The organism is Bradyrhizobium sp. MI1.7, assembly GCF_055811795.1.
On the sequence record NZ_JBVVPO010000033.1, the window covers coordinates 47885 to 74100 of the forward strand.

A 26216-nucleotide genomic window follows, 5' to 3' on the forward strand; every position below is an offset into this window, starting at 1 on the left:
ATCATGTGGGGAATCGTCCCGGCTGCCGGTCGCGGCAGCCGCATTCAGCCGCTCGCCTTTTCCAAGGAACTGCTTCCCGTCGGCAGCCGCGGCGATGACGGCACCACCCGTCCTTGCGCGGTCTCCGAATATCTCCTGGAGCGATTAATTCTCGGCGGGGCCGACAAGATCTGCTTCGTCATCTCGCCGGGCAAGTCAGACATTCTCGAGTATTTCGGCGACCGTTACGGCAGCGCCCAACTGGCGTACGTGGTGCAGCCGGAGCCCCTCGGCCTGTGCGACGCCGTGTTCAGGGCGAGTACGGTCGTTGGCTGGGACGAGGACGTGATCGTGGGGCTGCCCGACACGGTGTGGTTTCCCGCCGCCGCCCTGCGCGCGCTGCCGGGCGCCGATCTGTCGTTTCTGTTGTTTCCGGTAGAACATCCGGAATTCTTCGATGCCGTAGTGCTTGATGGCGATCGTGTGACCGAAATCCAGGTCAAAAACCCCAACGCAACCTCGACATGGATATGGGGAGCGTTCCGGATGTCCGCACGCGGCTTTCGAGAGCTGCAGGCGTTGTGGACCAGGCGTGACCGCTGCGACGAATATTTTGGAACGTTAGTCAATGCTTTCCTTGCCGCCGGCGGCCGCGGCACCGGTGTCAAGGCCGGCGAATCCTATGTCGACGTCGGCACGATCGATGGCTATCGCACGGCGATGGCGCTGCTCGCAGAGACCAGTGCCGGCAACGGCCGCTCGCGCCTGCGGGCCGGCACGTCGGCAGAGACGATTGCGGCAACGCCTATGACGAATGACGGAGTGGTTGCATGACCCGATCGGCCCTTTCCCGTGACGAGATCCGCCGCCGTGTCGATGCGCTAGGTCCATGGTTTCACAATCTCGATCTCGATGGCGTTCCGACCGCGCCGGCACATTTTCTCGGCGACTATCCGAACGTCAAATGGCAGCGTTTCTCAGGAATCATCCCGGACCGGCTCGAAGGCAAGACCGTGCTGGACATCGGCTGCAACGCAGGATTCTATGCGATGGAAATGAAACGGCGTGGCGCCGAGCGCGTGCTCGGCCTCGACACGGACGAAGAATATCTGGCGCAGGCTCGCTTCGCCGCCGAGGTCAACGGACTCCGCATCGAGTTCCGTAAGATGTCCGCCTACGACGTGGGGCAACTGCACGAAAAATTCGACCTGGTGATCTTCATGGGTGTGCTCTATCATCTGCGGCATCCCCTGCTCGCCCTCGACCTGATCCACGAACACGTCGCCGACGATCTCCTGCTGTTCCAATCGATGCAGCGCGGCAACAGCGACATTGATCCAATCGAGAAGAACTACGACTTCTGGATGACGGATCATTTCGACGCTCCGGGCTATCCCAAGCTCCACTTCGTCGAGCAAAAATATGCAGACGATCCCACCAATTGGTGGGTTCCCAATCGTGCGTGCGTGGAAGCCATGCTTCGCAGCTCCGGCTTTGCCATCGCGGCGCATCCCGAAGACGAGGTCTATCTCTGCAAGCGAACCGAGCGGCCGCAGGCCGATGGCCCGGTTTACCCGGCGCGGAAGGTGGATTGATGATCGAAGCTGCCAAGATCTGGAACGAGCCAAACAACAAATCGCATTGGGACCTCCTGATCGATCCGGACTGGGCGATGTTCGCCGAAACCGCCATCGCGGCGGGCAAAGCCATCCGCACGGCACATCCGACTTTGCCGCGCGTGCTGGGCGGCATATCGCCGATCGATCCCTCCTTCATCCGCAACATGAAGGCGCGCGGCGTCCTCGATCATGTCGATGCGGTGGCGGTGCATGGCTTTCCGCTCGACTGGAATCTCTGGCAAATCGGAGAATGGCCGAACAAGCTCGAAGATATCAAGGCGACGACCTCGCTCCCGGTCTGGGTCACCGAGGTCGGCGTTTCATCGTTCGGTGCTGAAGAGGTTCAGGCTTGGGGCCTGTCGCGCACCGCCGAGCTCCTGATCGGCCGCACGCCGCGGATCCATTGGTACAGCCTGTACGACCTGCCCACCGCCTGGGAAGCGACGACCCGGCACAAGGAAGCCGAAGGCTCCTCCTACTACCGGCATTTCCACATGGGGCTGCTCCGGGAAGATGGCACGCCAAAAGCAGCACTGGACAAGTTCGGGCAATACGCGCGTGAGCTCGGGCTCTGTCAGTGGTTTCATTATGAAGATCATCGCCTGCACGAGGGCGCGGTTTGGATGCGCCGTCTCGGCGTGAAACATCTCCGAACGGGATTGTCTTGGGCCGACAGCTTCCGTCCCAACGCCCTTGATTGGTTCGATCGCCAGATGGACGCTCTGGCCGAATTCCAGGTCACCATGACATTCTGCTTCACGCCGGAACATCGCGGGCTCGCGCCTCATCACACCAGCCCGCCCAAGGATGTGAACGAATTCGCCGACTTTTGCGCCCAGATGGTCGAACGCTATTGCACCCGGACGGGGCTGACACCCGCGGCTTCACCGCAACCGGTCGCAACGGGGCCAGTATGCGCGCCCTGATCCTGGTGATGGATTCCGTCGGCGTCGGCGCTGCGCCCGACGCTGCGCGGTATGGCGACGAGGGCGCGGATACGGTCGGCCACATCGCAGAGGCCTGCATCGCCGGCACAGCAGACAACGCAAGCCGGGAGGGGCCGCTCCGCGTTCCGAACCTCGTCGCGCTCGGCCTCGGCCAAGCCTGCCAACTCGCCACCGGGCGCACACCGCCGGGCCTCGCGATCCAGGCCGGGATTTCGCAATCTGGATGCGCGAGCGAGATATCGAAAGGCAAGGACACCCCTTCAGGGCATTGGGAAATCGCCGGCGTACCGGTTTCGATTGGGGGTATTTCCCGAAAACCGTACCCTGCTTTCCCGGCGATCTGGTGCAGCGCCTGTGCGCGGAGGCCGGCCTGCCCGGGATTCTCGGAAACCGTCATGCCTCGGGGACACAGATCATCGCCGAACTCGGCGAGCACCACATGCAGAGCGGCGAGCCGATCTGCTACACCTCCGCCGACAGTGTGTTCCAGATCGCGGCGCATGAGAACGCCTTTGGAGTTCAACGCCTCTACGACGTCTGCCAAGCCGCGCGCAGACTGGTCGATCCGCTGAATATCGGGCGTGTGATTGCGCGGCCCTTCGTCGGCAGTTCCAGCACCAGCTTCAGGCGGACCGGACACCGTCGGGATTACTCCGTTCCTCCTCCGCAACACACCATCCTCGACATTGCCGAGAGCGACTGTCGTGACATTGTCTCCATCGGCAAGATCGACGACATCTTCGCGCATCGCGGGACCGGACGGAATTTGCGAGGCGATGGTAACGACGCCCTTTTCGATGCCACCCTTGATGGACTGGACGGCCTGGCGGAGGGCGGATTGTTGTTCGCCAACTTCGTCGACTTCGATACGACCTACGGTCATCGCAGGGACGTCGCCGGATATGCCGCAGCCCTCGAAGCGTTCGACGCAAGACTTCCGCAACTGCTCGATCGGCTGCGAAGCGATGATCTCCTGATCATCACCGCGGACCACGGCTGCGATCCCACCTGGACCGGCACTGATCATACGCGCGAACAGGTCCCTATTCTCGTGGCGAATGCCAAGCGCTCTCAACAGATCGGTAGACGCAGCAGTTTTGCAGATATTGGTGCAACTGTCGCAAGGCATCTCGAGTTGCCAATGCCGGTCCACGGCACGAGCTTTTGAAATCTGCGCCCGCGATTCACCCAGATTATTGATCCAGGTTAGAGAAATTTTCGTTTGTACATTTTGCAGGAACCAACATTCCTTGCACCGCTTCTACCTTCGAACGTGACTAGCGCGGGTCGCCGACCGATAGCAGAGCGCGCTTCCACACTCATACAGGTCGATCCCGCGGGATCGGTCTCCATGCGCACGGAGCGGTGAATGACGCGAGTACTGATCACGGGTGGCGCAGGCTTCATCGGATCCCACGCGGCCGATGGTCTGTTGGCGGCCCGCTATGAGGTCAGGCTGCTCGACAATCTCTCGCCACAGGTTCACGGCGGCAACCGTCAGCGGCCCTCCTATCTCGCTGCCGATGCGGAGCTGGTCGTTGGAGACGTGACCGACGCCAGCGCCGTCGAACACGCTTTGCGAGGGGCCGACATGGTACTGCATCTCGCCTCCGCGGTAGGCGTCGGCCAGAGCATGTACGACATCGAACCCTATGTCAGGACCAACGAACTTGGCACTGCCGTACTGCTGCAGGCGTTGTCAAAGCGTCCAGTTGAACGGCTGGTTGTGGCTTCCTCGATGAGCATCTATGGCGAAGGCCTTTATCGCAGCGCCGATCAGAGCGTCCTCGTCTGTGACGAACGACCGATCGAACAGCTTCGCCGCGGCGACTGGGAATTGCACGACTTGGCCGGCGATCCGCTTGAGCCCCTTCCGACGCCCGAGACCAAGCAGCCGACATTGAGTTCGATCTATGCGCTGAACAAATATGCGCAGGAGCGGATGTGCCTGATCACGGGAAACGCCTATGGCATTCCAACTGTGGCACTGCGCTTCTTCAACGTATTTGGTCCCCGCCAGGCCTTGTCGAACCCCTATACTGGGGTCCTCGCGATCTTTGCCGCGCGGCTGCTTAATGGACGGCCACCGCTCGTGTTCGAGGACGGGCTTCAGCGCCGCGATTTCGTGCATGTGCACGACGTCGCTCGTGCGTGCCGCATGGCACTCGAGGCTGATCACGCCCAGGACGTCTTCAACGTCGGCTCAGGGCAAAGCCGCAACATCCTTTCGGTCGCGCAGGATCTCGCCGACGTGATGGGACGGCCTGACATCCAACCCGAGATCACACGAAAATATCGTGCAGGCGACATCCGTCACTGCTTCGCCGACATCGGAAAGTCTCGCGACGTGCTCGGCTTCGTGCCGCATGTCGGCTTCAAGGACGGCCTTGAGGAGCTTGCGGAGTACCTTGCCGACCAGATCGCCGACGATCAGGCCGAGCGAGCCACCGGCGAGTTGCTGCAGCGAGGATTGGTTGCGTGATGACTGACAATAGACCCGTCCTAATCACCGGCGGCTGCGGTTTCATCGGCTGCAATCTGGCCGATCGGCTTGCCGAGCGAGGTGAAAACGTCACCGTGCTGGACAATCTCGCCCGCGCCGGGGTACGTGAAAATGCGCAATGGCTCAAGTCCAGGCACGGCGACCGGGTGGCGGTCACGATCGCCGACATCCGCGAACCGATCCCCGTCATCGACGCCGTGCGCGATGCTCGCGCGGTGCTGCACCTGGCCGCACAAGTCGCCGTCACCGAAAGCGTGAACGATCCCGCTTCCGATTTCGAGATCAATGCGCGCGGTACATTGAATGTGCTTGAGACCATACGCCTGCATAATCCGCTCGCGCCCGTGATCTTCGCCTCGACCAACAAGGTGTACGGCCGCATGATCGACGACAGCTCGATCGGGCTGATCGGCTCGCGCTATGCGCCAAGGAGTGATGTTCTGGCTGCCGGCGTTTCGGAACACACACCGCTCGACTTCTACAGCCCCTATGGTTGCTCAAAGGGCACGGCGGATCAGTACGTTCACGATTACGCCCGCGTGTTCGGCCTTCGTACAGTCGTTATGCGAATGAGCTGCATCTACGGCCCCCGTCAATTCGGCACTGAAGATCAAGGCTGGATTGCGCACTTTCTGCTGAGCGCGATCCGAGGCAATCCGCTCACGATCTACGGCGACGGCAAGCAGGTTAGGGACGCGCTCCATGTCTCGGATGCGGTCGGCGCCTGGCTCGCGGCGCTCGACCGGATTGATCGGGTACAGGGGCGTGTGTTCAATCTTGGCGGCGGTCCTCGCAACGCCATCAGCCTGCTGGAATTGATCGACCAGATCGGTGACCTGACCGGTAGAGGCGTTGCCTACAGCTTCGCTGATTGGCGTCCCGGCGATCAGCCCTGGTACGTCACGGATACAAGCGCCCTGTCCGACGCGCTCGGTTGGGCGCCCAAGATCGAGATTGCGGAAGGCCTCCGCTCGCTCCACACTTGGCTGCACAGCCGCTTCGGATCGTCAGACGGCAGCCGCGAGGCCATGGCATGACCCGCGTCGCGCTCATCAATCCCAACTGGGAGTTCGGCGGCAGCATCTATTTCGGCTGCCGATCGCCTCACCTACCGCTCGAGCTTGGTATTTCCGAGCATCATCTGAAGGCGGCCGGGCACGAGACGCTGCTGCTCGATGCCCACATGTTCGATCTGTCGCTCGCGGATATCGACGCAGAGCTCCGAGCGTTCCGTCCAGATCTGATCGCCATGACCACAGCTCCAACCTACCTGTTCTGGCGTTGCGCGCCCCCCGAGCTTCGCGTGCCGCAGCGACTCGCACTTGCGGTTCGAGACCTCGTGCCAATCCTGGTTGCGGTCGGCCCCCATGGCTCGACGACACCGAAGGCGGCGCTGAAGAAGCTCGGCGCCGACATCGTCGTCATGGGCGAATGCGAGACGTCCTTGCTTCGCCTGGCCAACGGCGAACGCGACTTTGCCGGCCTTTGCTTTACGGATGGAACCTCAGTCCGAATCAATGGGGGACCACAGGCCGCTCGCTTCACGGATCAACCGCCGCTGCGCTGGCCCGACGAGATGATCCGGCGGCATCATCACCACCATCATCGCTTTGAAGCCGAGCCGCTTGCTCCCGGCGCCGAAGTCGAGGCATCACGCGGCTGCCCCTACAGCTGCACCTTCTGCGCCAAGGATAATTTCCGCAATGCCTATCGCAAGCGTCCTTTCGGAGTGATCCTCGATGAGATCGACGGCCTCCGCCATCAAGGCATTGAGTACGCCTACTTCATCGATGAGATCTTTCTGCCCAACGCCGAACTGCTGCAAGCGCTGACCACGCGGGGGCTGAAGTTCGGCATACAGACGCGGATCGATCTTTGGAAGCCAGACATGCTGGCCCTGCTCGGCCGCGCCGGTTGCGTTTCGATCGAAGCCGGGATCGAGAGCCTGACGGTTGAGGGGCGCGCCGCGCTTGCCAAGAATTGCAAGATGACGACGGATCAGCTCGCCGAGCGGTTGACCGAAGCGCGTCGTCACGTTCCATTCGTGCAAGCCAACCTGATCGAAGTGCCCGAGGATGATGATCCGGTCGTGCAGCGCTGGCGCCGCCAGATGCAGGACGCAGGCGTCTGGGCCAACGACCCCGTGCCGCTCTATCCGTATCCGGGATCCCCGGATTATCGCAAATTGTGGGGTGAGCCCGACGACTTCGCTTGGGAGCGCGCGCATCAACATTACCTTGCGATGTTCGACCGGTTCAGCGACGTCCAGAACGATCGCCCCGTCCCGCTCGATGCGCTCGAACTCCAGGTGGCGCGATGAGCCGTAATTCGAACATCAGGCTCATGATGACCACCGACACCGTGGGAGGCGTGTGGACCTATTCCCGCGGTCTCGCCTCCGATCTCGCAAGCGCCGGTGTCGAGGTCACCCTGGTGACGATGGGTCCTCGCGCGCGGACCGAGGAGCGGGGCCGGCTGGAGCGGTCCGGTGTGCGCTTGATCGAGACGGACCTCGCGCTCGAGTGGCAGGATCCGGAAGGCCGGAATGTAGCGGACGCGAGCCGGGTGCTAGCCGGCCTCGAGGCCAAGCTTGGACCGGATGTCGTCCACCTCAACAGCTTCCGCGAAGCATCTTTCGGCTGGCACGAACCGACGGTCGTCGTGGCGCATTCCTGCGTCAATTCATGGGCACAGGCCTGCCGGGATACGGCGTGGCTTGAGCAGCCGCGATGGCGGCTCTACACCGAGCATGTTGGTGCGGCTCTCGATGTGGCGCAGGCTTGGGTGTGCCCGAGTCAATCCTTCCACGACGTGATCAGCGAACTTTACCGTCCTCGCTCCAGAGGCACGGTAATCTGGAACGGGATTGCACCGGGCGATTTCGTCGGAAAAAAGCAGGACCGGATCCTCGCCGCGGGACGGCTTTGGGATCGCGCCAAGAACATCGAAGCCTTGGCGGCGGCAGCGTATCGACTGGCCTGGCCTGTCGAGGTCGCCGGCGCCGCCGATGCGACCCCGTCCGCTTCGATGACATGGCTGGGGCACTTGCCGCCCGAAGCCATTCACACCCGCCTGCGGCATGCTGCAATTTTCGTCAGCCCGGCGCTCTACGAGCCGTTCGGCCTGTCTGTTCTGGAGGCCGCGGCAGCCGGCTGCGCGCTCGTGCTGTCCGATATCCCGACGTTCAGGGAGCTTTGGAACGAAGCCGCCATCTTCGTCGATCCGGCCGACGCCGACGCGCTGCATAGCGCGCTCGCCGATCTCTGCAATGAGGCGCGCGAGCGCGCGCGGCTTCAGCGTGCTGCCTATGAGCATTCCCTCACCTATTCGCAGGCGCGAATGACGAGCGCGTACATGAAACTGTATGAGAGCCTACTCCCATCGAAAATCACCATGACGCCAGACGACCAGATCGAGGTGCGGGCATGAAATGCATCCTGTTCTACCATGCGTTCACCTCGTGCTGGAACAACGGCAACGCACACTTTCTCCGAGGTTACGCCCGCGCGCTACACGCGCTGGGCCACGAAGTGATTGTCTTCGAGCCGATCGACGGCTGGAGCCGATTGAATGCCATACGAGAAGGCGGTCAACGTGCCCTGGATGACATCCCGGGGCTGCTGCCTGGGATCGGTATCCGCCGCTATGACGCGTTCCTCGATCTCGACGACGCCACAGACGGCGCAGACCTTGTGATCGTCCACGAGTGGAATTCCCCCGACCTGATCGCGCAGCTCGGACGCCGGCGCGCGCAAGGGGCTCGCTACACCCTGCTGTTTCACGATACCCACCACCGCGCGGTCAGTGCCCCGGACGAACTCGCGCAATTCAACCTTGATGGATTCGATGGCGTGCTTGCCTTCGGCGAGGTGCTTCGGCAGATCTACCTGAAGCTCGGATGGGCGGATCGCGCCTTCACCTGGCACGAGGCGGCGGATACAGCCCTGTACCATCCCCTGCCGGATATCGCGCGCACGGACGATCTGATCTGGATCGGCAATTGGGGCGATGGCGAGCGCGGCGCCGAACTCAACGAGTTTCTGGTTGAACCGGTCGCAGACTTGAAGCTCGGGGCAAGCATCTACGGTGTCCGTTACTCCGACGCCGCTCTCGATACCATTCGGGCGGCCGGCATCCGATACGGCGGCTGGCTGCCGGCCCACTGGGCTCCCGCAGCCTTTGCCAGCGCACGAACGACGGTGCATGTGCCGCGGGCGCCCTATGTCCGGTCTCTTCCGGGGATACCTACCATCCGCGTGTTCGAAGCGATGGCGTGCGGCATCCCACTGGTCTCCGCGCCATGGTCCGATGCGGAGGGCCTGTTTCCCGAGGGCGTCTATCTGAGCGTTACGGATGGCGCGCAGATGAAACGTGCACTGCGCACGCTGTTGGATGACCGCGAGATGTCGTCCGCGATGGTACGAACCGGACTGCGTGTGATCAGGGAAAAGCATACCTGCCGTCATCGGACGCAACAGCTGCTTGACATCGTGCAGGGCATCCGGGCGCCGGGCCAGCCCCGGTGCATGCCAGATATCGGAGCCGTGGCATGAAGATCTGCTTCTTCGGATCGAGCCTCGTATCGTCCTACTGGAACGGCGCTGCGACCTACTATCGCGGCATGCTGAACCAGATTGCGGCGCTCGGACACGAGATCACCTTCTTCGAGCCGGACGCGTTCGAACGGCAGGCGCATCGCGACATCGACGACCCCGACTGGGCGCGCGTGATCGTCTATCCGGCAACGTCGGACGGTTGGCGCAGCAGCCTGGAAGCCGCCGCCAAATCCGCAGACATGCTGGTCAAGGCCAGCGGCGTCGGCGTCTTCGATGAGGAGCTCGAAATCGCGACCGCGACCATCCCAACGAGAGCAATGCGTGTCTACTGGGATGTCGACGCCCCCGCCACGCTCGAAGCGATGCACCAGAATCCCCAGCACCATTTGCGTCGTGCCATTGCGTCCTACGATATGGTGCTGACTTATGGCGGCGGCGACCCGGTCGTGTCTGCATACCGCATCATCGGCGCGCGCGACTGCGTCCCGATCTACAACGCGCTCGATCCGGCCACGCATTTTCCGACGCCACGAATTCCGCGGTTCAGCTGCGATCTGAGCCTGCTCGCAAACCGGCTCCCCGATCGCGAGCAACGCGTCGAGCGGTTCTTCATCGAGGTGGCGCGTCATCTGCCGGAAAGGAGCTTCGTGCTCGGCGGCTCCGGCTGGGAGACCAAGGACACGCCGGCCAATCTGTGCAAGGTCGGACACGTCGGCACCGCCGATCACAACGGCTTCTTCGGCTCGGCTCTTGCCACGCTCAACGTCAATCGCGACAGCATGGCACGCTACGGCTTTTCGCCGCCGACACGCGTCTTCGAGGCCGTCGGCGCCGGCGCCTGCCTCATTACCGACCAATGGGAGGGCATCGATCATTTTCTCGAACCGGGCCGGGAGGTCCTCGTCGCGGCGACAGCAGCGGAGGTGGCGGACCACATCAATACTCTGACGCCTGATCGCGCTCGGGCAATCGCCGGCCGCGCCCGCGCGCGCATCCTCGATCTCCATACTTACCGGCATCGCGCACGCCAGTTCCACGAACTCTTTGTCGGAAGCAGCTCACGCGTCGAGGCAGCAGAATGAACCTCAACATCGTCGTCATCGGTCTTTCGGTCACATCCTCATGGGGCAACGGTCATGCCACGACCTATCGCGCCCTGATCGAGGCCCTGGCACAGCGAGGCCATCGCGTCACCTTCCTCGAGCGCGACGCCGCGTGGTATCGGAACCATCGCGATCTGGTCAGCCCTTCCGCGTGGAACGTGCACCTCTACGAATCGCTCAGTGACGTTCCCCTCCGCTTCGGACCCCTCGTCCGCGCCGCCGATCTGGTGATCGTCGGCTCGTACGTGCCAGACGGCATCGCGATTTCCGACTGGGTGACGAGCCACGCCCGGGGAATAACGGCCTTTTACGACATCGATACGCCGGTCACGCTGGCTCGCATCGAGCAAGGGCTGGATTATCTATCGGCGGCTATGATCCCGCGCTTCGATCTGTATCTGTCCTTTACCGGCGGCCCGGTCCCACAGATGATCGAGGAGAATTTCGGCAGCCCGCTGGCGCGCGTTCTCTACTGTAGCGCCGACACGAAGCGGTATGCGCCCAGGCGGGCGGAGCGGAAATGGTCGTTGGGTTACCTCGGAACCTACAGCGACGACAGGCAGCCCGTTCTCGAGGAATTGCTTCTGGCTCCTGCCCGAGCCCTTCCGGCAGAGCAGTTCGTGGTCGCGGGCGCGCAGTACCCGGAGCATATCAGCTGGCCCGACAATTTGACCCGCATCGAGCATCTCACTCCTCAGCATCATCCGACGTTCTATTCCGAGCAGCGCTTCACCCTGAATGCGACCCGCAGCGACATGCGCGCCCTCGGCTTCTCGCCCAGCGTTCGTCTGTTCGAGGCGGCAGCCTGCGGCACCCCGATCATTTCGGACCGATGGCCGGGCATTGAAACGATATTCGATCCGTCGTCTGAAATCCTCATCGCCTCGGATCCAAACGAGGTGGTCCAGATCTTGCGGGACATGCCTGAAGAACGCCGGTGCACGATTGCGGAGAACGCGAGAAGGCGCGTGCTTGCCGATCACACCTCAGATCACCGGGCGCAGCAACTGGAAACATATTATTTGGAGGCTTCCGCGCGGCGCCATCGGAAATCAAAGAGGTTGCCTGAAATCCGGCCGGTGCAGGTCGCCGAGCTCTGAAGGGAGATGAATATGACGTTCCAGACTCGCGTTCGTGCCCCGCGCCCGACCTCCACGGCGCTGATCGCAGGCGGTGCCGGCTTCATCGGCTCGCATCTGTGTGATGCGCTTCTACAGCGCGGGAACAGGGTCATTTGTCTCGACAATCTGTTCACCGGCACCATCGCAAACATCCGGCCACTGCTCAACCATCCGAACTTTCGATTCATCGAGCACGACGTGCGCGAACCGCTGGAGATCGACGAGAGCATCGATCGGATCTACAGCCTCGCCTGCCCGGCCTCGCCGCGCCATTACCAGAGCGATCCGATCGGCACGATGAACACCTGCGTGATTGGCACCATGAACATGCTTGAGCTTGCGCGCCGAAAATCGGCGCGCGTGCTTCAGGCCTCTACCAGCGAGGTGTACGGCGACCCCGAAATCCATCCTCAGCCCGAATCCTACCTCGGCAACGTCAATCCAATCGGTCCACGCGCCTGTTACGACGAAGGCAAGCGCGCAGCAGAGACACTGATGTTCGACTACCACCGGCAGCACGGAGTCGAGATCAAGGTCGCACGCATTTTCAATACCTATGGACCACGCATGCTCGAGAACGACGGACGGGTCGTCTCGAACTTCATCGTACAGGCCCTCCGGGGCGAACCGATCACGATCTACGGCCACGGGACCCAGACCAGGAGCTTCTGCTTCGTCGACGACCTCGTGCGCGGATTGCAGCTTTTGATGGAGAGCCCGGCCGCGGTCACCGGGCCATGCAACCTGGGCAACCCGCATGAAGTCACGATCGAAGCGATCGCCCGCGAAGTCGTGTCTTACACCCGTTCCACGTCTCCGCTTCGATTCGAGTCGCTGCCCAAGGACGACCCCAAGCGTCGCAAGCCCGTCATCGACATCGCCGAGCGGTCACTGGGATGGCGTCCGCGCGTGGCGCTGAAGGACGGGCTGCAGGCGACGATCGCCTATTTTTCGCTTCGCCTTGCGACAGATGCGCCGGCGCTGACGCCGGCGATCGCCGCGAGCAGGACGGCGCGGACGGCACGCGGACGACTGACCCTTGCGGAGCGTCGTGACGACGTCCTGAAAAACTTGAAACAACCCCATGCACAGTAGCCGGGACCAACAAAATCAACGACTTGTCCGCTCGTTAGGAGACAATTACGGATTTTGCAAATTTGCGCTTGTCACGTCGGGCAAAACAGGCGGATGATGCGATCCTCGCCCGCGGCCACTTGATCCGGCCGACGCTTGATCCTTGCCCTGGCTCCGTCAGGCAGGGTCGAGGTCGTTGATGACGGGACTGAGCGGGTGGTCCTTCTCCAGTTCGAGCGTTGCCAGTGTGATCGGCAGCTTGAACCGGCGCCGCCCGGCGCTTCCCGGATTCAGGTAAAGCACGCCGTCCTTGCTGCTGATCTGCACGCGATGGGAATGGCCCGACACCACGATGTCGATGCCGAGATCGGCCGGGACGACGTTCAGAGCGTTGAGGTCGTGCAAGATGTAGAGACAGTGACCGCCCAATCGCAGGGTTTCAGTCTCAGGATAGGATTGTGCCCATGCCCCCTGGTCGACATTTCCCCTGATCGCAGTGACCGGCGCAATTCGGCGAAGCGCCTCAATAATTTCGGGGGCGCCGATGTCGCCGGCATGAATGATGTGGGACACCCCGGCAAGGCAGCGTTCCACCTCCGGCCTCAGCAGTCCGTGCGTGTCGGAGATCACGCCGATCAAGAATGACATGCCGCGCTTTCAGTGCAGGACGTCCAGAGAGACCCGGCCGATCTCCTCACCGTCCTGGTTCGTGACGAGGATCGAGAAATGATGACCCTGAAGCTCGGGACTCTCCTTCCGAAGCCGCCGTGCAATCTCTTCGGCAACATCCAGCGCCCGGATGTCGTCCGGGAGCTCGGCGCCTCCTTCGTCGGTCACCGTCTTGGAATCCACCAAATCGAAATGATAGCGCGGCAGGTGCAATCCGTCGAGTTTCCAGTCAGGAACGCCCGGTATCGCGGCTTCGTTCCGGCGCGAAACGCCCGCTCGCCGCCATACCAACTCAGAACAGGAACCTCTTTGTCGCAGTAATATTGCTGATCGAAAGATCGATCTCGGGAGCCAACTCATGCTGGAAGAATTGCGCGTGCTTGCCCAGCCCGGCGCGCTGATCGCTACCCTCGCCGTGCTGCTGCTGATGGCTGCCGGCGATGCGGCGATCGTGATCGCCGCCAAGGGCTGGCCATTCTAGTCCGGCCGCTCCATGCCAGATGTCGGACATATCCTCTTCCAGGGCTGGACGCCGCTCCTGAGAACCGCGATCGGAACGACCGTCACCTATGTCGCGCTTGAGGATGTGGGTGCGATCGTGCTCGAGGCCGACGGCACCTTCAGCGTCATCCGGGAGCTCGGGTCCGCCGCCTCCGCGCTAGCCGACATTCCGGAGTTGGGCGGCTCGAGCTCCGCAAATCGCTCCAGCAGCGAATAGGAACCTTTGTAAAATTGGCCGGTTCCGCCTCCGAAGTGGAGTTCGGCGAGCGCCTATGGCAGCTTGGTTGCGAAGAGTTCTGGTGCCATGCATGTCCTGGCCGCTTGCTGCGTGCGCGGGCCAGCAGTCGGCGCTCGACCCGCAGGGGCTGCAATCCGACCAGATCCGGTACACGCTGCTCATCTTTGTCATCGTCGCGGCGATCGTCTGGACCGCCGTCGTGATCGTCTTGGGCATCGGACTTTTGCGCCGGAAACGCGCGACCGATCAGCCGCTGGATCTGCACCAATCTTTCGAACAGCGTTCCGGGCGCGTGGTCCTCGCGCTTGGCGTTGCGACCACAATCATCGTGCTCGGGCTCTCGCTGGTCAGCTATGCCGGGCAGCGCACCGTTTTCGCCAAGGACGAGAAGGCCCATACGCTGAAGATTATCGGCCACCAATGGTGGTGGGAGGTCCGCTATGAGGCCGACAGTCCGCACCAGAGTTTCGTGACGGCCAACGAGATCCGAGTCCCCACCGGCGAGCCGGTGAAACTGGAGCTGGAATCGGCCGACGTGATCCACAGTTTCTGGGTGCCGAGCCTGACCGGCAAGATGGACCTGATCCCCGGGCAGAAGAACGAGCTGCAATTCACGGCGAAGAACGCTGGAATCTATCGCGGACAATGCGCCGAGTTCTGCGGGATCCAGCACGCCCACATGGCGTTCGCGGTGATCGCGCTGCCACCCGACGAGTTCGGCCGCTGGCGAGACCATGAAAACCAGAGTGCGAACCGCCCTGCGGATGAACTCGGCAAACGGGGCGAGGCGCTGTTTCGCGGCCGCGGCTGCGCACTGTGTCACAACATCAGCGGTACGATGGCCGGCGGACAATTGGGTCCGGACCTCACGCATATCGGCAGCCGCTCGACGATTGCGGCCGGAACGCTGCAGAATACGCCGGCTACGCTCGGCGCCTGGATCGCCGATCCCCAGCACATCAAGCCCGGCAATCTCATGCCGAAGATGCCGCTGCAATCGGACGAGATGATCGCGATCATTCACTATCTGGAGCAGCTCAAGTGAGCATGGCCGCTGAACCAAACGAGTTGCGGGACGACGTCCTGAACGGCCTTCAGCTTTCCAGCCAGCTCGAACGGGTGTGGCGAACGCCGTCCGGCTGGGTCGGCGCGCTGATGTCGGTCGACCACAAGGTGGTGGGCCGCCGCTACATCGTCACGGCGTTCGTCTTCCTGCTCCTCGGCGGCATCCTTGCTGTTCTGATGCGGATTCAACTGGCGGGGCCCGAGAAGACGTTTCTCTCGGCCGACAAGTACAACCAGATATTCACGATGCACGGCTCGACCATGATGTTCCTGTTTGCCGTGCCTGTGATGGAGGCGTTCGCCGTCTATCTGGTGCCGCTGATGGTCGGCACGCGGAACATCGCCTTTCCTCGCCTGAATGCTTTCAGCTATTGGATGTTTTTGTTCGGCGGCTGCTTCCTCTGGATCTCCTTCCTGTTCAACGTCGGCCCCGATGTCGGCTGGTTTTCCTACGTTCCGCTCTCGAGCCTTCAGTTCACACCCACCAAGCGCGCCGACGTCTGGGCGCAGATGATCACCTTCACCGAGGTCGCGGCGCTGGCAGTCGCCGTGGAGATCGTCGTCACCGTGTTCAAGCTCCGCGCGCCCGGCATGACGCTCGATCGCATTCCCCTGTTCGTCTGGGCCATGCTGGTCACCGCCTTCCTGGTGATGTTCGCGATGCCCTCGATCATGGTGGCATCGACGTCGCTGATCCTGGATCGCCTCGTCAACACCCGCTTCTACGACCCCTCTTCGGGTGGACATCCCCTGCTCTGGCAGCACCTGTTCTGGTTCTTCGGTCATCCCGAGGTCTACATCATCTTCATCCCGGGAACGGGAATGGTGTCGATGATCCTCGCCACTTTCGCGCGCCGCCCCGTGATCGGCTATCCCGTCATTATTCTCTCCTTGATCGCCACCGGCTTCCTGTCGTTCGGCCTTTGGGTCCACCACATGTTCGTCACGGGACTGCCCCAACTCGGTGCCGGGCTGTTCACGGCATCCAGCATGCTGATCGCAGTGCCGAGCGGCTTGCAGATCTTCTGCTGGCTGGCGACGCTCTGGGACGGTCGGCCGGTCTACCGGACTCCGCTGCTGTTCGTGCTCGGCTTCATCGTGATCTTCGTGCTCGGCGGGCTGTCGGGCGTGATGGTCGCCTCGGTGCCGATCGACACCCAGGTGCACGACACCTATTTTGTCGTGGCCCACTTCCATTATGTGCTGATCGGCGGCGCTGTCTTCCCGCTGGTCGGCGCGGTCTACTACTGGTTTCCCAAGATCGCCGGCCGCATGCTGAGCGAGCGGCTCGGGCTCTGGAATTTCTGGCTCGCCTTCGTCGGCTTCAACGTCGCGTTCTTTCCGATGCATTTTCTCGGTCTGATCGGAATGCCGCGCCGCGTCTACACCTATACGGCCGACATGGACTGGGCCCATTTAAATCTGCTGTCCAGCATCGGCTCGTTCGTGTTCGCGCTCAGCTTCGCGCTGCTTGTGGTCAATGTGATCTACAGCCTGCGCAAGGGTGCGCTTGCGGCTGACAATCCCTGGAATGCCTCGACGCTGGAATGGGCGACCTCCTCGCCTCCCCCGCCGCAGAATTTCGACCGGATTCCCGTTGTCAAACATCGCGATCCGCTCTGGGCCGACAGCGAGAGCCTGGCTGTCGTCGCCGGCCTCAGTGCCGAGCGTCGCGAGGTTCTCCTGACCTCGCTGGCGGAAGCCGAGCCTCAAATCCGCGAGGCATCGCCCGAGCCGAGCATCTGGCCGCTGCTCACGGCAATCGCGACGACGATCTTTTTCATCGGGTCGATCTTCACACCCTGGGCCGTGCTGTGGGGCACGCCGCCGATGGCCATCGCCCTGATCGGCTGGTTCTGGCCAACCGGCAGCAAGGAGGACGAAGAGTGAGACAGACGATCGTCCGCGATGTCTCGGACCTGCCGACTTATGGTTACGGTCCGCGCAGTGGTCCGTGGTGGGGCGCCATGGGATTCATGGCGCTCGAAGGCATGGGGTTTGCGATTGCGATCGGCGCATATCTCTATCTCTACTCGGTCAACCCGAGCTGGCCCATCGGGGCCCCGCCGCCCGATCTGTGGCCGGGCACCGCCGAGGCGGTGATCTACGTGCTCAGCATCATTCCGAACGAGTTCACCAACCGCGCCGCACACCGGCAGGATCTTTCCAAAGTGCGTATCGGTCTGATCGTGATGTCGCTGATCGGCATCGCGTTGCTGGTCTTGCGCGGCTTCGAATTCGCGCATCTCAACACCCGCTGGGACAATTCCGCTTACGGGTCGATCGTGTGGCTCATTCTGGGCCTGCACACGACCCATCTTGCCACCGATCTCGGCGACACCGTCGTGTTGGCGGTGCTGATGTTCACAAGGCACGCAAAACCGCGCCGTTTCAGCGACGTCACGGACAACGTGTTCTACTGGAATTTCGTCGTACTCGCCTGGCTGCCGCTTTATGCCCTGCTCGATTGGGTGCCGCGCCTATGACCGAAGCTGAGGGACGATCCAGGCTGCTCTATTGGGCCGGTGTTGCCCTTGGGCCTCTCGCATGGGGCATCAATCTGCAAGGTGTCTACGTGCTCGCGCACTTCTCCTGTGAGAACACCAGGATGAGCGGCGCGATCATGAGCGCCGTTCTCGCAATCGTCGCCCTGTTGGGCGCCGCCATTTCGGTCCGCGCGGTTCGGCGCGGAGCCGGTGCTGAATGGGCCGATGCACAAGGCGGCGGACCCAGGACATTCATGGCCTGGCTCGGCGTCGGCAGCGGCGTGCTGTTCGCGCTCGTCATCGCGAACCAGCTCGCCGCCTCACTGATGATCAGCCCATGCCTGCGCTGAGGATTGCGATATTGTTGCTCGGGCTGCTGGCGCAGCCGGCCTTGGCCCACGGCCTCTCGGAGGTCGATTCCGGATCGCTCTGGAGCTACGATCCCTGGCTGCTCGCTCCGCTCTACGCCGTCGGCATCGGCTTCTATGTCGGGACACAGCGGCTGTGGCGACACGCCGGCGGCGGCCGGGGCGTCAGCTTCCGCCAGGTCGGCGCGTTCTGGACCGGCTGGCTGGTCACGGCGCTTGCCACGACCTCGCCGCTGCACTGGCTCGGCGAGCGGCTGTTCACCGCCCACATGATCGAGCACGAATTGCTCATGGTCGTCGCCGCGCCGCTAATGGCCTATGCCCGGATCAACGGCCCTCTGCTGTGGAGCCAACCTTCCTCGCTTCGGCCGGCCGCCGGCCGGCTTCTCAATCTGCCGGTCTTGGCTGTGCCATGGCGCTTCATCAGCCATCCCGTCACAGCCACGACGCTTCATGGCGCCGCGCTGTGGGCTTGGCATGTTCCACCTCTGTATGCCTGTGCGTTGGAAAATCCGGCGGTGCATCGTCTCCAGCACATCAGCTTCTTTGCGACGGCGCTGCTGTTCTGGTGGGTGCTGCTGTACGGCCGCGGACGGGACCGGAGCAGTCGCGTGCGCGACGGCATCGCGATCGGCTGCCTGTTCATAACCATCCTGCATTCCGGCGTGCTGGGCGCGCTGCTGACGGTGTCGCCGCGGCTCTGGATTCCTGCTCAGGGCGCATTCGCGGGAGAATTCGGCTTGTCGCCGCTTGAAGATCAGCAGCTCGCGGGCATCCTGATGTGGGTGCCGATGGGCGTCCTCTATACGGGCGCGGCGCTGTTCTTTGCCTATCGGTGGCTGACGGCCAACGATGCTCATACGCGCCTGTCGCTCGCGCGAAATGCCGGTTGAGAGCGGCTGCCCCTCATAGGAACCGCAGGTTCGGGTCCGACGTTCGCCTGCAAAATGTCAGATCACCGGAGGCAATATGGGTAAACTCTCCGTCATGGCGGCAGCTGCATTCGCGACCGCGGCATCTTCGCTGCCGATCGGCTCCCTGGCTCAGGACCAGCCCCATCCCGCGCTGTCCTGTCCGATCGACCATGATCAGCTCGCCGACACGCTCAAGAAGAACGTGAAGCCGGGCGGAGGCCCCAGCAACGGAGGCCTGGACAACAACGAGTGGGCTGCCGTCGTCAACAGGCAGGGCATCGTCTGCGCCGTCGCCTATAGTGGCGGCAAGCTCGACGACCAATGGCTCGGCAGTCGGGCCATCGCAGCCGAGAAGGCCAACACCGCCAATGCGTTCAGCCTTAAGGACAAGGCGATGGCAACGGCCAATCTCTATGCCGGCGCTCAACCCGGCGGGTTCCTGTTCGGCGCAGCCCTCGGCAATCCTCCGTCGCAGGAGGCCTTGTACGCGGGAGCACCGGAGGAATTCGGCACGGCGCACGATCCCATGGTGGGCAAGCCGGTGGGTGGCACGATCGTGTTTGGAGGCGGGCTGGCGCTCTATGACGGCAACGGCATCGCGGGCGCACTGGGCGTCAGCGGCGACAGCTCCTGCGCGGATCACAACGTGGCCTGGCGCGTGCGTCACCAGCTCGGGCTCGACCACGTGCCGGCCGGCGTCAGCCCCAACATGAAGGACGCGATTATCTACGACATCGGCCCGGACGGCAAAAGTCCTTCTGGATTTGGCCATCCCAAGTGCAACGGCAAGGAAGATCAGATCGGGGTCGATCTCGGCGCCGGCGTTTCAGGGAACGTGGTGCGATAGCCGCCGCGGGCGGCTCTTTGGAACCAAGCCGAGGCGCAGCGTTTGTACGTTCGCGAACCGGCCTGCAACGCCGCACGGCCCCATCACTGCCGTGGAGATCTTTACCTATGTTAGTGCGTGGTCTCACGCGTCTGCTCGCCGGAATTCCAGCCGTCCTTTGCGCTTGCTGCTGCTTGATGTCAGCGGCCTCGGCCCAGAGCGATCTGGCCGGTCGCATGAAAGACCCCGGCCAGTGGCCGATGGCGGCGCGCGACTACGCCAACACCCGCTACAGCGAGCTCGACCAGATCAATGCGTCCAACGCGTCGCGTCTCCAGCTTGCCTGGACGTTCTCGGTGGGCGTCGACCGCGGCCAGGAAGCGGCGCCGCTGGTGGTCGACGGCACCATGTATGTGGTCAGTCCCTATGCCGGTCCCTACCCCAACCGCGTGTTCGCGCTCGATGCCACCACCGGCGAGTTGAAGTGGTCCTACGCACCGAAGCCCGAGCCAGCAGCCGCGGGGGTCGCCTGCTGCGACGTGGTCAACCGCGGGCTCGCGTTCGACAACGGCAAGATATTCCTGAATACGCTTGACGACCACACCGTCGCGATCGACGCCAGGACCGGCAAGGAGCTGTGGCACACCAAGCTCGGGGAGATCAACAAGGGCGAGACCATCACGATGGCGCCCGTGGTGGTCAAGGGTAAGGTGCTCGTCGGCAACAGTGGCGGCGAGCTCGGTGTGCGCGGCTGGGTCACCGCGCTCGATGAAAACAACGGCGCCATCGCGTGGCGCGCCTATGCGACCGGCCCGGACAAGGACGTTCTGATCGGCGACGACTTCAAACCGTTCTACGACAATCTCAGGGGCCAGGATCTCGGCGTGAAGACGTGGCCCGCCGACCGCTGGCAGGTCGGCGGCGGCACGATGTGGGGATGGATCTCCTACGATGCCGAACTCAATTTGATCTACTACGGCACGGCGAATCCGAGCCCATGGAATGCCAACCAGCGCAGCGGCGACAATCTCTGGAGCACGACGATCTTCGCGCGCGATCCCGACACCGGCCGCGCCAAATGGGCCTACCAGATCAATCCGCACGATCTGTTCGACCATGACGAGATCAACGAGAATGTGCTCGTCGACCTCGAGCTCAATGGACAGACGCGCAAGGTTCTCATCCACCCGGGCCGCAACGGCTATATGTATGTGATGGATCGCGCCACCGGCGAAGTGATCTCGGCGGACGCATATGAGTTCGTCAACAGCTACAAAGGCGTCGACCTGAAGACCGGCAAGATTATCCCGAACGAGGAGAAGACGCCGCTGGTCGGCAAGACGGTCGAGAATATCTGTCCGGCCGCGCCGGGTGCCAAGGACTGGCAACCGACCGCATGGTCGCCGCGCACCAAGCTGCTCTACGTACCGCATCAGCATCTCTGCATGAACTTTAGGGCATCGCAGGTCGGCTACATCGCAGGCACTCCCTATATCGGCGCCGACGTGGACATGTACGCGGGTCCCGGCGGACACCGCGGCGAGTTCATGGCGTGGGATCCTGTTACGCGCAAGAAGGTCTGGGAGATCCATGAGAAGCTGCCGGTCTGGAGCGGTGCGCTGGTAACCGCCGGCGACGTCGCCTTCTATGGCACCATGGATCGCCTGTTCAAGGCGGTGGATGCCAAGGATGGTCATGTTCTCTGGCAATTCCGCGCCGGCTCCGGATTCATCGGCCAGCCGATTTCCTATCGCGGCTCCGACGGACAGCAATACATCGCGATCCTGTCGGGCGTGGGCGGCTGGCCGGGAGTCGTCGCCAATGCCGAGGTCGACCCGCGCGTGCGCAACGGCGCGCTGGGTTTCACCGGCGCCACGCAGGACCTGCCGTTCTATACCGCGGGCGGGAGCGAACTGCTGGTGTTCAAGCTCGGCGGCGCGAATAGTGAGGACAACAGCCATGCGCCTTCGAAATAGCCGTGCTGCCATCCTTGCCGGCGTTGTTCTGTCGCTCGCGACGACGGCAGCGGCAACCGCTGACGGCGCGCTTCGGGTCTGCGCCGATCCGAACAACCTGCCGTTCTCGAACAGCGCCGAGGCGGGATTCGAGAACAAGCTCGCCACCTTGGTGGCCGCCCATTTCAGCGAGAAGGTCTCCTACACCTGGTGGGCGCAGCGGCGCGGCTTCATCCGCAACACGTTGAAGGCAGACAAATGCGACGTGGTGATGGGCGTGCCCGCCGGCTATGATCTCGTGGAGACGACCAAGCCCTATTATCGCTCGACCTATGTCTTCGTCACCCGCCAGGACCGCCAGCTCGATCTCTCCTCTTTGATCGACCCGCGCCTGCATCATCTGGCGATCGGCGTGCATCTGATCGGCGACGACGGCAACAATCCGCCGCCCGCGCAGGCCCTCGGCGACCAGGGCATCGTCGATAATGTGCGTGGCTACTCCATCTACGGCGATTATCGCAAGCCCAATCCGCCGGCGCGCCTGATCGAGGCGGTCGAAAGCGGCGACATCGATGTCGCCGCCGCCTGGGGGCCGCTGGCGGGCTACTTCGCGCAGCACTCCCTGGTGCCGCTGACGGTGACGCCGATCCGCGACACCGAGCGCTTTGCGCCTCAGCAATTCCAGTTCGCCATCGCGATGGGCGTGCGCAAAGGCGACCACGCCCTGCGCGACCGGCTCGACGCCTTCATCGACGAGCACCGATCCGCGGTCAACGCCTTGCTGCGCAGCTACGGCGTGCCTCTGGTCGATATGCCCGTCACGGCATCGGGAGGAGGCCAATGATGTCGTTGCGCGCAAGTATCCTGTCGCTACTGCTGTTGGCTACACCGAACGGTGGGGCAGTCGCGCAGCAGACCCTGCCGCAATCCCAGGAGGCGCAACAGCCGGCACCGGGGCCGCGTCCCAATTTCGGCGGCAGCGTCGGCAAGGGCGGGCCGGGTGTTTTCATGCAGGTGCCGCTCAGCCACCTCCATCCCGGCGCCCAGCCGGACCCGCCGCAGATCAAGAACCCCGTGCAAGGCGACCCGAATGCAGAGCAGCGCGGGATGACCTACTACGTCAATTTCAATTGCGTCGGCTGCCACGCCCCCAATGGCGGCGGCGGCATGGGGCCCGCACTGAGCAACAGCACCTTCATCTACGGAGCACAGCCCGAGAACATCTATCTTTCGATCTACCAGGGACGGCCGAACGGAATGCCGGCCTGGGGCGGCGTGCTGCCCGACAGCGTGATCTGGGATCTCGTCACTTATATCGGCAAGCTCAGCAACGAGCCGAACCGGCAATGGGGCCGAACCTTTTCGACAAACCCGCTGTCGCCCGAGGTCGAACAGGTCCCGACCGAACAGGTCTCGACGACAGATCCGTGGTCCGCGACCAAGAACTTCAATTTCGGCCAGAAGCCCTGACTGGACGGAGACGCCGATGATAAGCCCGATCGCACGATTGCTCATTGCCGCGCTGCTGGCCCTGGCGACCGCTTCATGCGAGCAAGGCAAGGCTGCGGGTCCGGACAATTTCATGGGCGACGCGCGTCGTGGCGCCGACCTGGTCAAGCAGTATCAATGCGGCGGCTGTCACGATATTCCGGGCATCGCCGGAGCCGAAGGCAATGTCGGTCCGCCCCTGCATCGCGTCGGCACCCGGACCTACATTGCCGGCTACATCCAGAACTCGCCGGACAACATGGCTGACTGGATCGAAGATCCGCAGCGCGCGTTGCCCGGCAACGCGATGCCGAAAATGAACATCCCGCAGAAGGACGCGCGCGACATCGCGGCGTTCCTCTATACATTGAAGTAGCCAAGATGACTCCGACCCATCGTTCGACAAACTGGTTTCGAAGCGCGCCGTGGCTGGCCATCACCGTTGTGGTTGTCGCGGTCATGGGCCTTGCACTTGCCGGCGGCGGAGCCTGGCTCGCCGTGCTCGGCGGCTCGGTGTATTATCTGATCGCCGGCGCCATGCTGCTGCTCACGAGCTGGCTGCTCGCGATCCGCCGCGCCGAGGCGCTCTGGGTCTATGCGGCGCTGCTGCTCGGCACGATGGTGTGGGCGATCTGGGAAGCCGGCCTCGATTTCTGGACACTGGCGCCGCGCGGCGATGTGCTGGTGCCCCTGGGCATATCGCTGATGTTGCCGTTCGTTGCTGCCCATCTGGGCCCGCGCTGGCGTATCGCGCGACGCGCCCTCGGCGTCGTCCTGATCGCTGCCATCGCCGTGCTGGCCGTCTCCCTGACCAGCGATCGGCACGCCCTCGCCGGCACATTGGTGGCGAGCGAGACAACGGGCGCGATCGCCGCCGAGCCGGCCGCCACCTCGGCTGGCGAGAACTGGACCGCCTATGGCGGCAGCGCCTTTGGCACGCGCTATTCGTCGCTGAGCGAGATCACTGCGGACAACGTCAAGAACCTGAAGCTCGCTTGGGAATTCCGCACCGACGATCACAAGGGTCCGGATGATCCCGACGAGATCACCAACCAGGCGACGCCGCTCAAGGTGGGCGATCTGCTCTACACCTGCTCGCCGCACCAGATCGTGTTCGCGCTCGAAGCCGCCACCGGGAAATTGCGCTGGAAGTTCGATCCGCAGGTCCAGCACAACAAGGCCTTCCAACACATGACCTGCCGCGGCGTGGCCTATCACGCCACCCAGCCCGGCGCAGCGACGGTCGATGGCACGCCGGCTCCGGCCGAATGCGCGGAGCGCATTTTCCTTCCCACCAACGATGGATGGATGTTCGCGCTGGATGCGCAGAGCGGCAAGCCCTGCGAGAGTTTCGGCCAACACGGGCAGATCGAACTCAAGGAGGGCAGCGAGATCCAGACGCTCGGTTTCTACGAGGGCACCTCGCCGCCCGTCGTGACCGACAAAGTTCTGATCGTCGGCGGCGCGGTGATCGACAATTATTCCGACCGAGTGCCATCAGGCGTGATCCGCGGCTTTGACATCTATTCCGGACGGTTGATCTGGGCCTTCGACGCCGGCAATCCCGACCCGAACGAGATGCCCTCGGCCTCGCATCATTTCACCGCGGGATCGCCGAATTCCTGGAGCATCTCGGCGATCGACGAGAATCTGGGCCTCGTCTACGTCCCGCTCGGCTCAAGCTCGCCGGACATCTGGGGCGGCGGTCGTTCGCCCGAAAAAGAGCGTTACGATTCGGCGCTGGTGGCGCTCGATATCTGACCGGAAAACTGCGCTGGTCGTTCCAGAACGTGCACCACGATCTCTGGGATATGGACATGCCCTCGCAGCCGAGCTTGCTCGATCTGCGATCGAATAACGGCGTCACGGCGGCGATCTACATCCCGGCCAAGACCGGCGACATCTTCGTGCTCGACCGGCGCGACGGACATCAACTGGTGCCGGCGCCGGAGAAGCCGGTGCCGCAAGGCGCCGCGCCCGGCGACCGCCTTTCCCCGACCCAGCCGTTCTCCGATCTGAGCTTCCATCCCCGCGCCATGCTGACGGATGCGCAGATGTGGGGCAGCACGATGTTCGACCAGCTGGTCTGCCGCATCAAGTTCAAACGCCTGCGCTACGAGGGCCCGTTCACGCCGCCGTCCGAACAGGGCACGCTGGTGTTCCCCGGTGATTTCGGCATGTTCGAATGGGGCGGCATTGCCATCGATCCCAAGCGTCAGATTGCCATCGCCAATCCTCAATCCATTCCCTTCATCTCGCGCCTGGTGCCACGCGGAAAAGACAATCCGGCCGCGCCGAACGCTGCGCATCCGCCGGGCACGGAGCTCGGGGTGCAGCCGATGTACGGTGCGCCATACGGCGTCGATCTCGGCATTTTCCTTTCACCGCTCGGCATTCCCTGCCTCGCACCGCCCTGGGGCAATATCGCCGCCATCGATCTCAGGACGCACAAGGTGGTGTGGCAGCACCGCATCGGCACGATCCGCGATCAGGCGCCGCTGCCGCTGCCGTTCAAGCTGGGCGTTCCCATGCTGGGCGGGCCGATCGTGACGGCGGGCGGCGTCATCTTCATCACGGGAACGATGGATGACTACATCAGGGCGTTCGATGTCCGCGATGGCCGGCAACTCTGGCAGGATCGCCTCCCCGCCGGCGGCCAGTCGACGCCGATGACCTACGAGGCCGGCGGCAGGTAGTACGTTGTCACGGTGGACGGCGGCCACGGCTCGTTCGGCACCAAGCTCGGCGACTATGTCCGCGCTTATGCGCTGTCTTCACGACGTTGAGCGATGATCCGACCGTCA

Annotated in this window: 26 protein-coding genes and 2 pseudogenes; 26 read left to right on the forward strand and 2 right to left on the reverse strand. The window is 63.2% G+C overall.

The genetic code is table 11. The annotated features are described in order from the left end of the window. Nucleotides 1–3 precede the first annotated feature (3 nt). The 13 genes and pseudogenes from AC0L3X_RS26795 (at nt 4) to AC0L3X_RS26855 (ending at nt 12923) form a co-directional block, all read left to right on the forward strand. The gene (locus AC0L3X_RS26795; RefSeq protein ID WP_354098517.1) at nt 4–813 is read left to right on the forward strand and encodes a nucleotidyltransferase family protein; all 810 of its coding nucleotides are present in this window, start codon (nt 4–6) and stop codon (nt 811–813) included. Continuing rightward, nucleotides 810–1574 (forward strand): TIGR04290 family methyltransferase, encoded by a 765-nt coding sequence (locus AC0L3X_RS26800; protein ID WP_085400113.1) that lies wholly within the window; start codon nt 810–812, stop codon nt 1572–1574. The genes AC0L3X_RS26795 and AC0L3X_RS26800 overlap by 4 nt, the downstream gene beginning before the upstream one ends. Further along, on the forward strand, nt 1574–2524 hold the full coding sequence (locus tag AC0L3X_RS26805; RefSeq protein ID WP_085400115.1) for a glycoside hydrolase 5 family protein: 951 nt from the start codon (nt 1574–1576) through the stop codon (nt 2522–2524). The genes AC0L3X_RS26800 and AC0L3X_RS26805 overlap by 1 nt, the downstream gene beginning before the upstream one ends. Nucleotides 2525–2532: 8 nt before the next feature. Then, a pseudogene (locus AC0L3X_RS26810) lies at nt 2533–2853 on the forward strand (phosphopentomutase); the annotation flags it as partial. Next, complete coding sequence (locus AC0L3X_RS26815; RefSeq protein WP_354100375.1) at nt 2769–3713, forward strand: phosphopentomutase; 945 nt, start codon at nt 2769–2771, stop codon at nt 3711–3713. The pseudogene AC0L3X_RS26810 and the gene AC0L3X_RS26815, both read left to right, overlap by 85 nt. A gap of 201 nt (nt 3714–3914) precedes the next feature. Continuing rightward, nucleotides 3915–5027: an NAD-dependent epimerase/dehydratase family protein gene (locus AC0L3X_RS26820; RefSeq protein WP_085400116.1), complete on the forward strand. Its 1113-nt coding sequence runs from the start codon at nt 3915–3917 to the stop codon at nt 5025–5027. Next, entirely contained in the window at nt 5027–6085 is a 1059-nt protein-coding gene (locus AC0L3X_RS26825) for an NAD-dependent epimerase/dehydratase family protein (RefSeq protein WP_354100376.1), read from the forward strand. Before AC0L3X_RS26820 ends, AC0L3X_RS26825 begins: the two co-directional genes overlap by 1 nt. Beyond that, nucleotides 6082–7368, forward strand: a complete 1287-nt coding sequence (locus tag AC0L3X_RS26830) for a TIGR04295 family B12-binding domain-containing radical SAM protein (RefSeq protein ID WP_085400119.1) — start codon at nt 6082–6084, stop codon at nt 7366–7368. Before AC0L3X_RS26825 ends, AC0L3X_RS26830 begins: the two co-directional genes overlap by 4 nt. Next, entirely contained in the window at nt 7365–8477 is a 1113-nt protein-coding gene (locus AC0L3X_RS26835) for a glycosyltransferase family 4 protein (RefSeq protein WP_354124701.1), read from the forward strand. Before AC0L3X_RS26830 ends, AC0L3X_RS26835 begins: the two co-directional genes overlap by 4 nt. Then, a complete protein-coding gene (locus AC0L3X_RS26840) occupies nt 8474–9601 on the forward strand; it encodes a CgeB family protein (RefSeq protein WP_354098520.1) in 1128 nt (375 codons plus the stop codon). The genes AC0L3X_RS26835 and AC0L3X_RS26840 overlap by 4 nt, the downstream gene beginning before the upstream one ends. Continuing rightward, a complete protein-coding gene (locus AC0L3X_RS26845; protein WP_085400124.1) occupies nt 9598–10686 on the forward strand; it encodes a CgeB family protein in 1089 nt (362 codons plus the stop codon). The genes AC0L3X_RS26840 and AC0L3X_RS26845 overlap by 4 nt, the downstream gene beginning before the upstream one ends. Continuing rightward, the gene (locus AC0L3X_RS26850) at nt 10683–11807 is read left to right on the forward strand and encodes a CgeB family protein (protein WP_085400126.1); all 1125 of its coding nucleotides are present in this window, start codon (nt 10683–10685) and stop codon (nt 11805–11807) included. Before AC0L3X_RS26845 ends, AC0L3X_RS26850 begins: the two co-directional genes overlap by 4 nt. Before the next feature lie 12 nt (nt 11808–11819). Further along, entirely contained in the window at nt 11820–12923 is a 1104-nt protein-coding gene (locus AC0L3X_RS26855) for a UDP-glucuronic acid decarboxylase family protein (RefSeq protein WP_354098543.1), read from the forward strand. A 156-nt stretch (nt 12924–13079) separates the two neighbouring features. On the opposite strand, the gene AC0L3X_RS26860 is transcribed toward AC0L3X_RS26855, so the two are convergent. Together AC0L3X_RS26860 and AC0L3X_RS26865 are read right to left on the reverse strand one after the other, a co-directional pair. Then, nucleotides 13080–13550: a metallophosphoesterase family protein gene (locus AC0L3X_RS26860; RefSeq protein WP_354098521.1), complete on the reverse strand. Its 471-nt coding sequence runs from the start codon at nt 13548–13550 to the stop codon at nt 13080–13082. A gap of 9 nt (nt 13551–13559) precedes the next feature. Continuing rightward, the gene (locus tag AC0L3X_RS26865) at nt 13560–13784 is read right to left on the reverse strand and encodes a DUF6894 family protein (RefSeq protein ID WP_354100378.1); all 225 of its coding nucleotides are present in this window, start codon (nt 13782–13784) and stop codon (nt 13560–13562) included. Nucleotides 13785–13929: 145 nt separating this feature from the next. On the opposite strand from AC0L3X_RS26865, the gene AC0L3X_RS26870 reads away from it, so the two are divergent. From AC0L3X_RS26870 to AC0L3X_RS26930, 13 genes and pseudogenes are all read left to right on the forward strand, one after another. Continuing rightward, on the forward strand, nt 13930–14052 hold the full coding sequence (locus AC0L3X_RS26870; protein ID WP_283808556.1) for a hypothetical protein: 123 nt from the start codon (nt 13930–13932) through the stop codon (nt 14050–14052). Between the two features lie 12 nt (nt 14053–14064). After that, complete coding sequence (locus AC0L3X_RS26875) at nt 14065–14289, forward strand: hypothetical protein (protein WP_085400129.1); 225 nt, start codon at nt 14065–14067, stop codon at nt 14287–14289. A gap of 55 nt (nt 14290–14344) precedes the next feature. After that, on the forward strand, nt 14345–15355 hold the full coding sequence (gene coxB / locus AC0L3X_RS26880; protein WP_354100379.1) for a cytochrome c oxidase subunit II: 1011 nt from the start codon (nt 14345–14347) through the stop codon (nt 15353–15355). A 2-nt stretch (nt 15356–15357) separates the two neighbouring features. Next, a complete protein-coding gene (gene ctaD, locus AC0L3X_RS26885; RefSeq protein ID WP_354098523.1) occupies nt 15358–17265 on the forward strand; it encodes a cytochrome c oxidase subunit I in 1908 nt (635 codons plus the stop codon). Then, on the forward strand, nt 17262–17861 hold the full coding sequence (locus AC0L3X_RS26890) for a cytochrome c oxidase subunit 3 (RefSeq protein ID WP_085400134.1): 600 nt from the start codon (nt 17262–17264) through the stop codon (nt 17859–17861). Before ctaD ends, AC0L3X_RS26890 begins: the two co-directional genes overlap by 4 nt. Next, nucleotides 17858–18211 carry a hypothetical protein gene (locus AC0L3X_RS26895; protein WP_085400135.1) on the forward strand — a complete coding sequence of 118 codons (354 nt, stop codon included), beginning with the start codon at nt 17858–17860 and terminating at the stop codon, nt 18209–18211. Before AC0L3X_RS26890 ends, AC0L3X_RS26895 begins: the two co-directional genes overlap by 4 nt. Then, entirely contained in the window at nt 18199–19122 is a 924-nt protein-coding gene (locus AC0L3X_RS26900; protein WP_354098524.1) for a cytochrome c oxidase assembly protein, read from the forward strand. Before AC0L3X_RS26895 ends, AC0L3X_RS26900 begins: the two co-directional genes overlap by 13 nt. Before the next feature lie 76 nt (nt 19123–19198). Beyond that, a complete protein-coding gene (locus AC0L3X_RS26905) occupies nt 19199–19990 on the forward strand; it encodes a GlcG/HbpS family heme-binding protein (protein WP_085400138.1) in 792 nt (263 codons plus the stop codon). Between the two features lie 107 nt (nt 19991–20097). Beyond that, complete coding sequence (locus tag AC0L3X_RS26910) at nt 20098–21945, forward strand: PQQ-dependent dehydrogenase, methanol/ethanol family (RefSeq protein ID WP_456679780.1); 1848 nt, start codon at nt 20098–20100, stop codon at nt 21943–21945. After that, on the forward strand, nt 21929–22768 hold the full coding sequence (locus AC0L3X_RS26915) for a substrate-binding domain-containing protein (RefSeq protein WP_354098526.1): 840 nt from the start codon (nt 21929–21931) through the stop codon (nt 22766–22768). Before AC0L3X_RS26910 ends, AC0L3X_RS26915 begins: the two co-directional genes overlap by 17 nt. Then, nucleotides 22765–23394: a c-type cytochrome gene (locus tag AC0L3X_RS26920; RefSeq protein ID WP_456679779.1), complete on the forward strand. Its 630-nt coding sequence runs from the start codon at nt 22765–22767 to the stop codon at nt 23392–23394. Before AC0L3X_RS26915 ends, AC0L3X_RS26920 begins: the two co-directional genes overlap by 4 nt. A gap of 16 nt (nt 23395–23410) precedes the next feature. Further along, on the forward strand, nt 23411–23788 hold the full coding sequence (locus AC0L3X_RS26925; RefSeq protein WP_085400145.1) for a c-type cytochrome: 378 nt from the start codon (nt 23411–23413) through the stop codon (nt 23786–23788). 5 nt (nt 23789–23793) lie between these two features. After that, nucleotides 23794–26198 (forward strand): annotated as a pseudogene (locus AC0L3X_RS26930) (membrane-bound PQQ-dependent dehydrogenase, glucose/quinate/shikimate family). Nucleotides 26199–26216 lie beyond the last annotated feature (18 nt).

Excerpts from the sequence above, each read along its gene's own strand:
- AC0L3X_RS26795 (WP_354098517.1), top strand. The coding sequence starts at position 4 with ATGTGGGGAATCGTCCCGGCTGCCGGTCGCGGCAGCCGCATTCAGCCG.
- AC0L3X_RS26800 (WP_085400113.1), top strand. The coding sequence starts at position 810 with ATGACCCGATCGGCCCTTTCCCGTGACGAGATCCGCCGCCGTGTCGAT.
- AC0L3X_RS26805 (WP_085400115.1), top strand. The coding sequence starts at position 1,574 with ATGATCGAAGCTGCCAAGATCTGGAACGAGCCAAACAACAAATCGCAT.
- AC0L3X_RS26815 (WP_354100375.1), top strand. The coding sequence starts at position 2,769 with ATGCGCGAGCGAGATATCGAAAGGCAAGGACACCCCTTCAGGGCATTG.
- AC0L3X_RS26820 (WP_085400116.1), top strand. The coding sequence starts at position 3,915 with ATGACGCGAGTACTGATCACGGGTGGCGCAGGCTTCATCGGATCCCAC.
- AC0L3X_RS26825 (WP_354100376.1), top strand. The coding sequence starts at position 5,027 with ATGACTGACAATAGACCCGTCCTAATCACCGGCGGCTGCGGTTTCATC.
- AC0L3X_RS26830 (WP_085400119.1), top strand. The coding sequence starts at position 6,082 with ATGACCCGCGTCGCGCTCATCAATCCCAACTGGGAGTTCGGCGGCAGC.
- AC0L3X_RS26835 (WP_354124701.1), top strand. The coding sequence starts at position 7,365 with ATGAGCCGTAATTCGAACATCAGGCTCATGATGACCACCGACACCGTG.
- AC0L3X_RS26840 (WP_354098520.1), top strand. The coding sequence starts at position 8,474 with ATGAAATGCATCCTGTTCTACCATGCGTTCACCTCGTGCTGGAACAAC.
- AC0L3X_RS26845 (WP_085400124.1), top strand. The coding sequence starts at position 9,598 with ATGAAGATCTGCTTCTTCGGATCGAGCCTCGTATCGTCCTACTGGAAC.
- AC0L3X_RS26850 (WP_085400126.1), top strand. The coding sequence starts at position 10,683 with ATGAACCTCAACATCGTCGTCATCGGTCTTTCGGTCACATCCTCATGG.
- AC0L3X_RS26855 (WP_354098543.1), top strand. The coding sequence starts at position 11,820 with ATGACGTTCCAGACTCGCGTTCGTGCCCCGCGCCCGACCTCCACGGCG.
- AC0L3X_RS26860 (WP_354098521.1), bottom strand. The coding sequence starts at position 13,550 with ATGTCATTCTTGATCGGCGTGATCTCCGACACGCACGGACTGCTGAGG.
- AC0L3X_RS26870 (WP_283808556.1), top strand. The coding sequence starts at position 13,930 with ATGCTGGAAGAATTGCGCGTGCTTGCCCAGCCCGGCGCGCTGATCGCT.
- AC0L3X_RS26875 (WP_085400129.1), top strand. The coding sequence starts at position 14,065 with ATGCCAGATGTCGGACATATCCTCTTCCAGGGCTGGACGCCGCTCCTG.
- coxB (WP_354100379.1), top strand. The coding sequence starts at position 14,345 with ATGGCAGCTTGGTTGCGAAGAGTTCTGGTGCCATGCATGTCCTGGCCG.
- ctaD (WP_354098523.1), top strand. The coding sequence starts at position 15,358 with ATGGCCGCTGAACCAAACGAGTTGCGGGACGACGTCCTGAACGGCCTT.
- AC0L3X_RS26895 (WP_085400135.1), top strand. The coding sequence starts at position 17,858 with ATGACCGAAGCTGAGGGACGATCCAGGCTGCTCTATTGGGCCGGTGTT.
- AC0L3X_RS26900 (WP_354098524.1), top strand. The coding sequence starts at position 18,199 with ATGCCTGCGCTGAGGATTGCGATATTGTTGCTCGGGCTGCTGGCGCAG.
- AC0L3X_RS26905 (WP_085400138.1), top strand. The coding sequence starts at position 19,199 with ATGGGTAAACTCTCCGTCATGGCGGCAGCTGCATTCGCGACCGCGGCA.
- AC0L3X_RS26910 (WP_456679780.1), top strand. The coding sequence starts at position 20,098 with ATGTTAGTGCGTGGTCTCACGCGTCTGCTCGCCGGAATTCCAGCCGTC.
- AC0L3X_RS26915 (WP_354098526.1), top strand. The coding sequence starts at position 21,929 with ATGCGCCTTCGAAATAGCCGTGCTGCCATCCTTGCCGGCGTTGTTCTG.
- AC0L3X_RS26920 (WP_456679779.1), top strand. The coding sequence starts at position 22,765 with ATGATGTCGTTGCGCGCAAGTATCCTGTCGCTACTGCTGTTGGCTACA.
- AC0L3X_RS26925 (WP_085400145.1), top strand. The coding sequence starts at position 23,411 with ATGATAAGCCCGATCGCACGATTGCTCATTGCCGCGCTGCTGGCCCTG.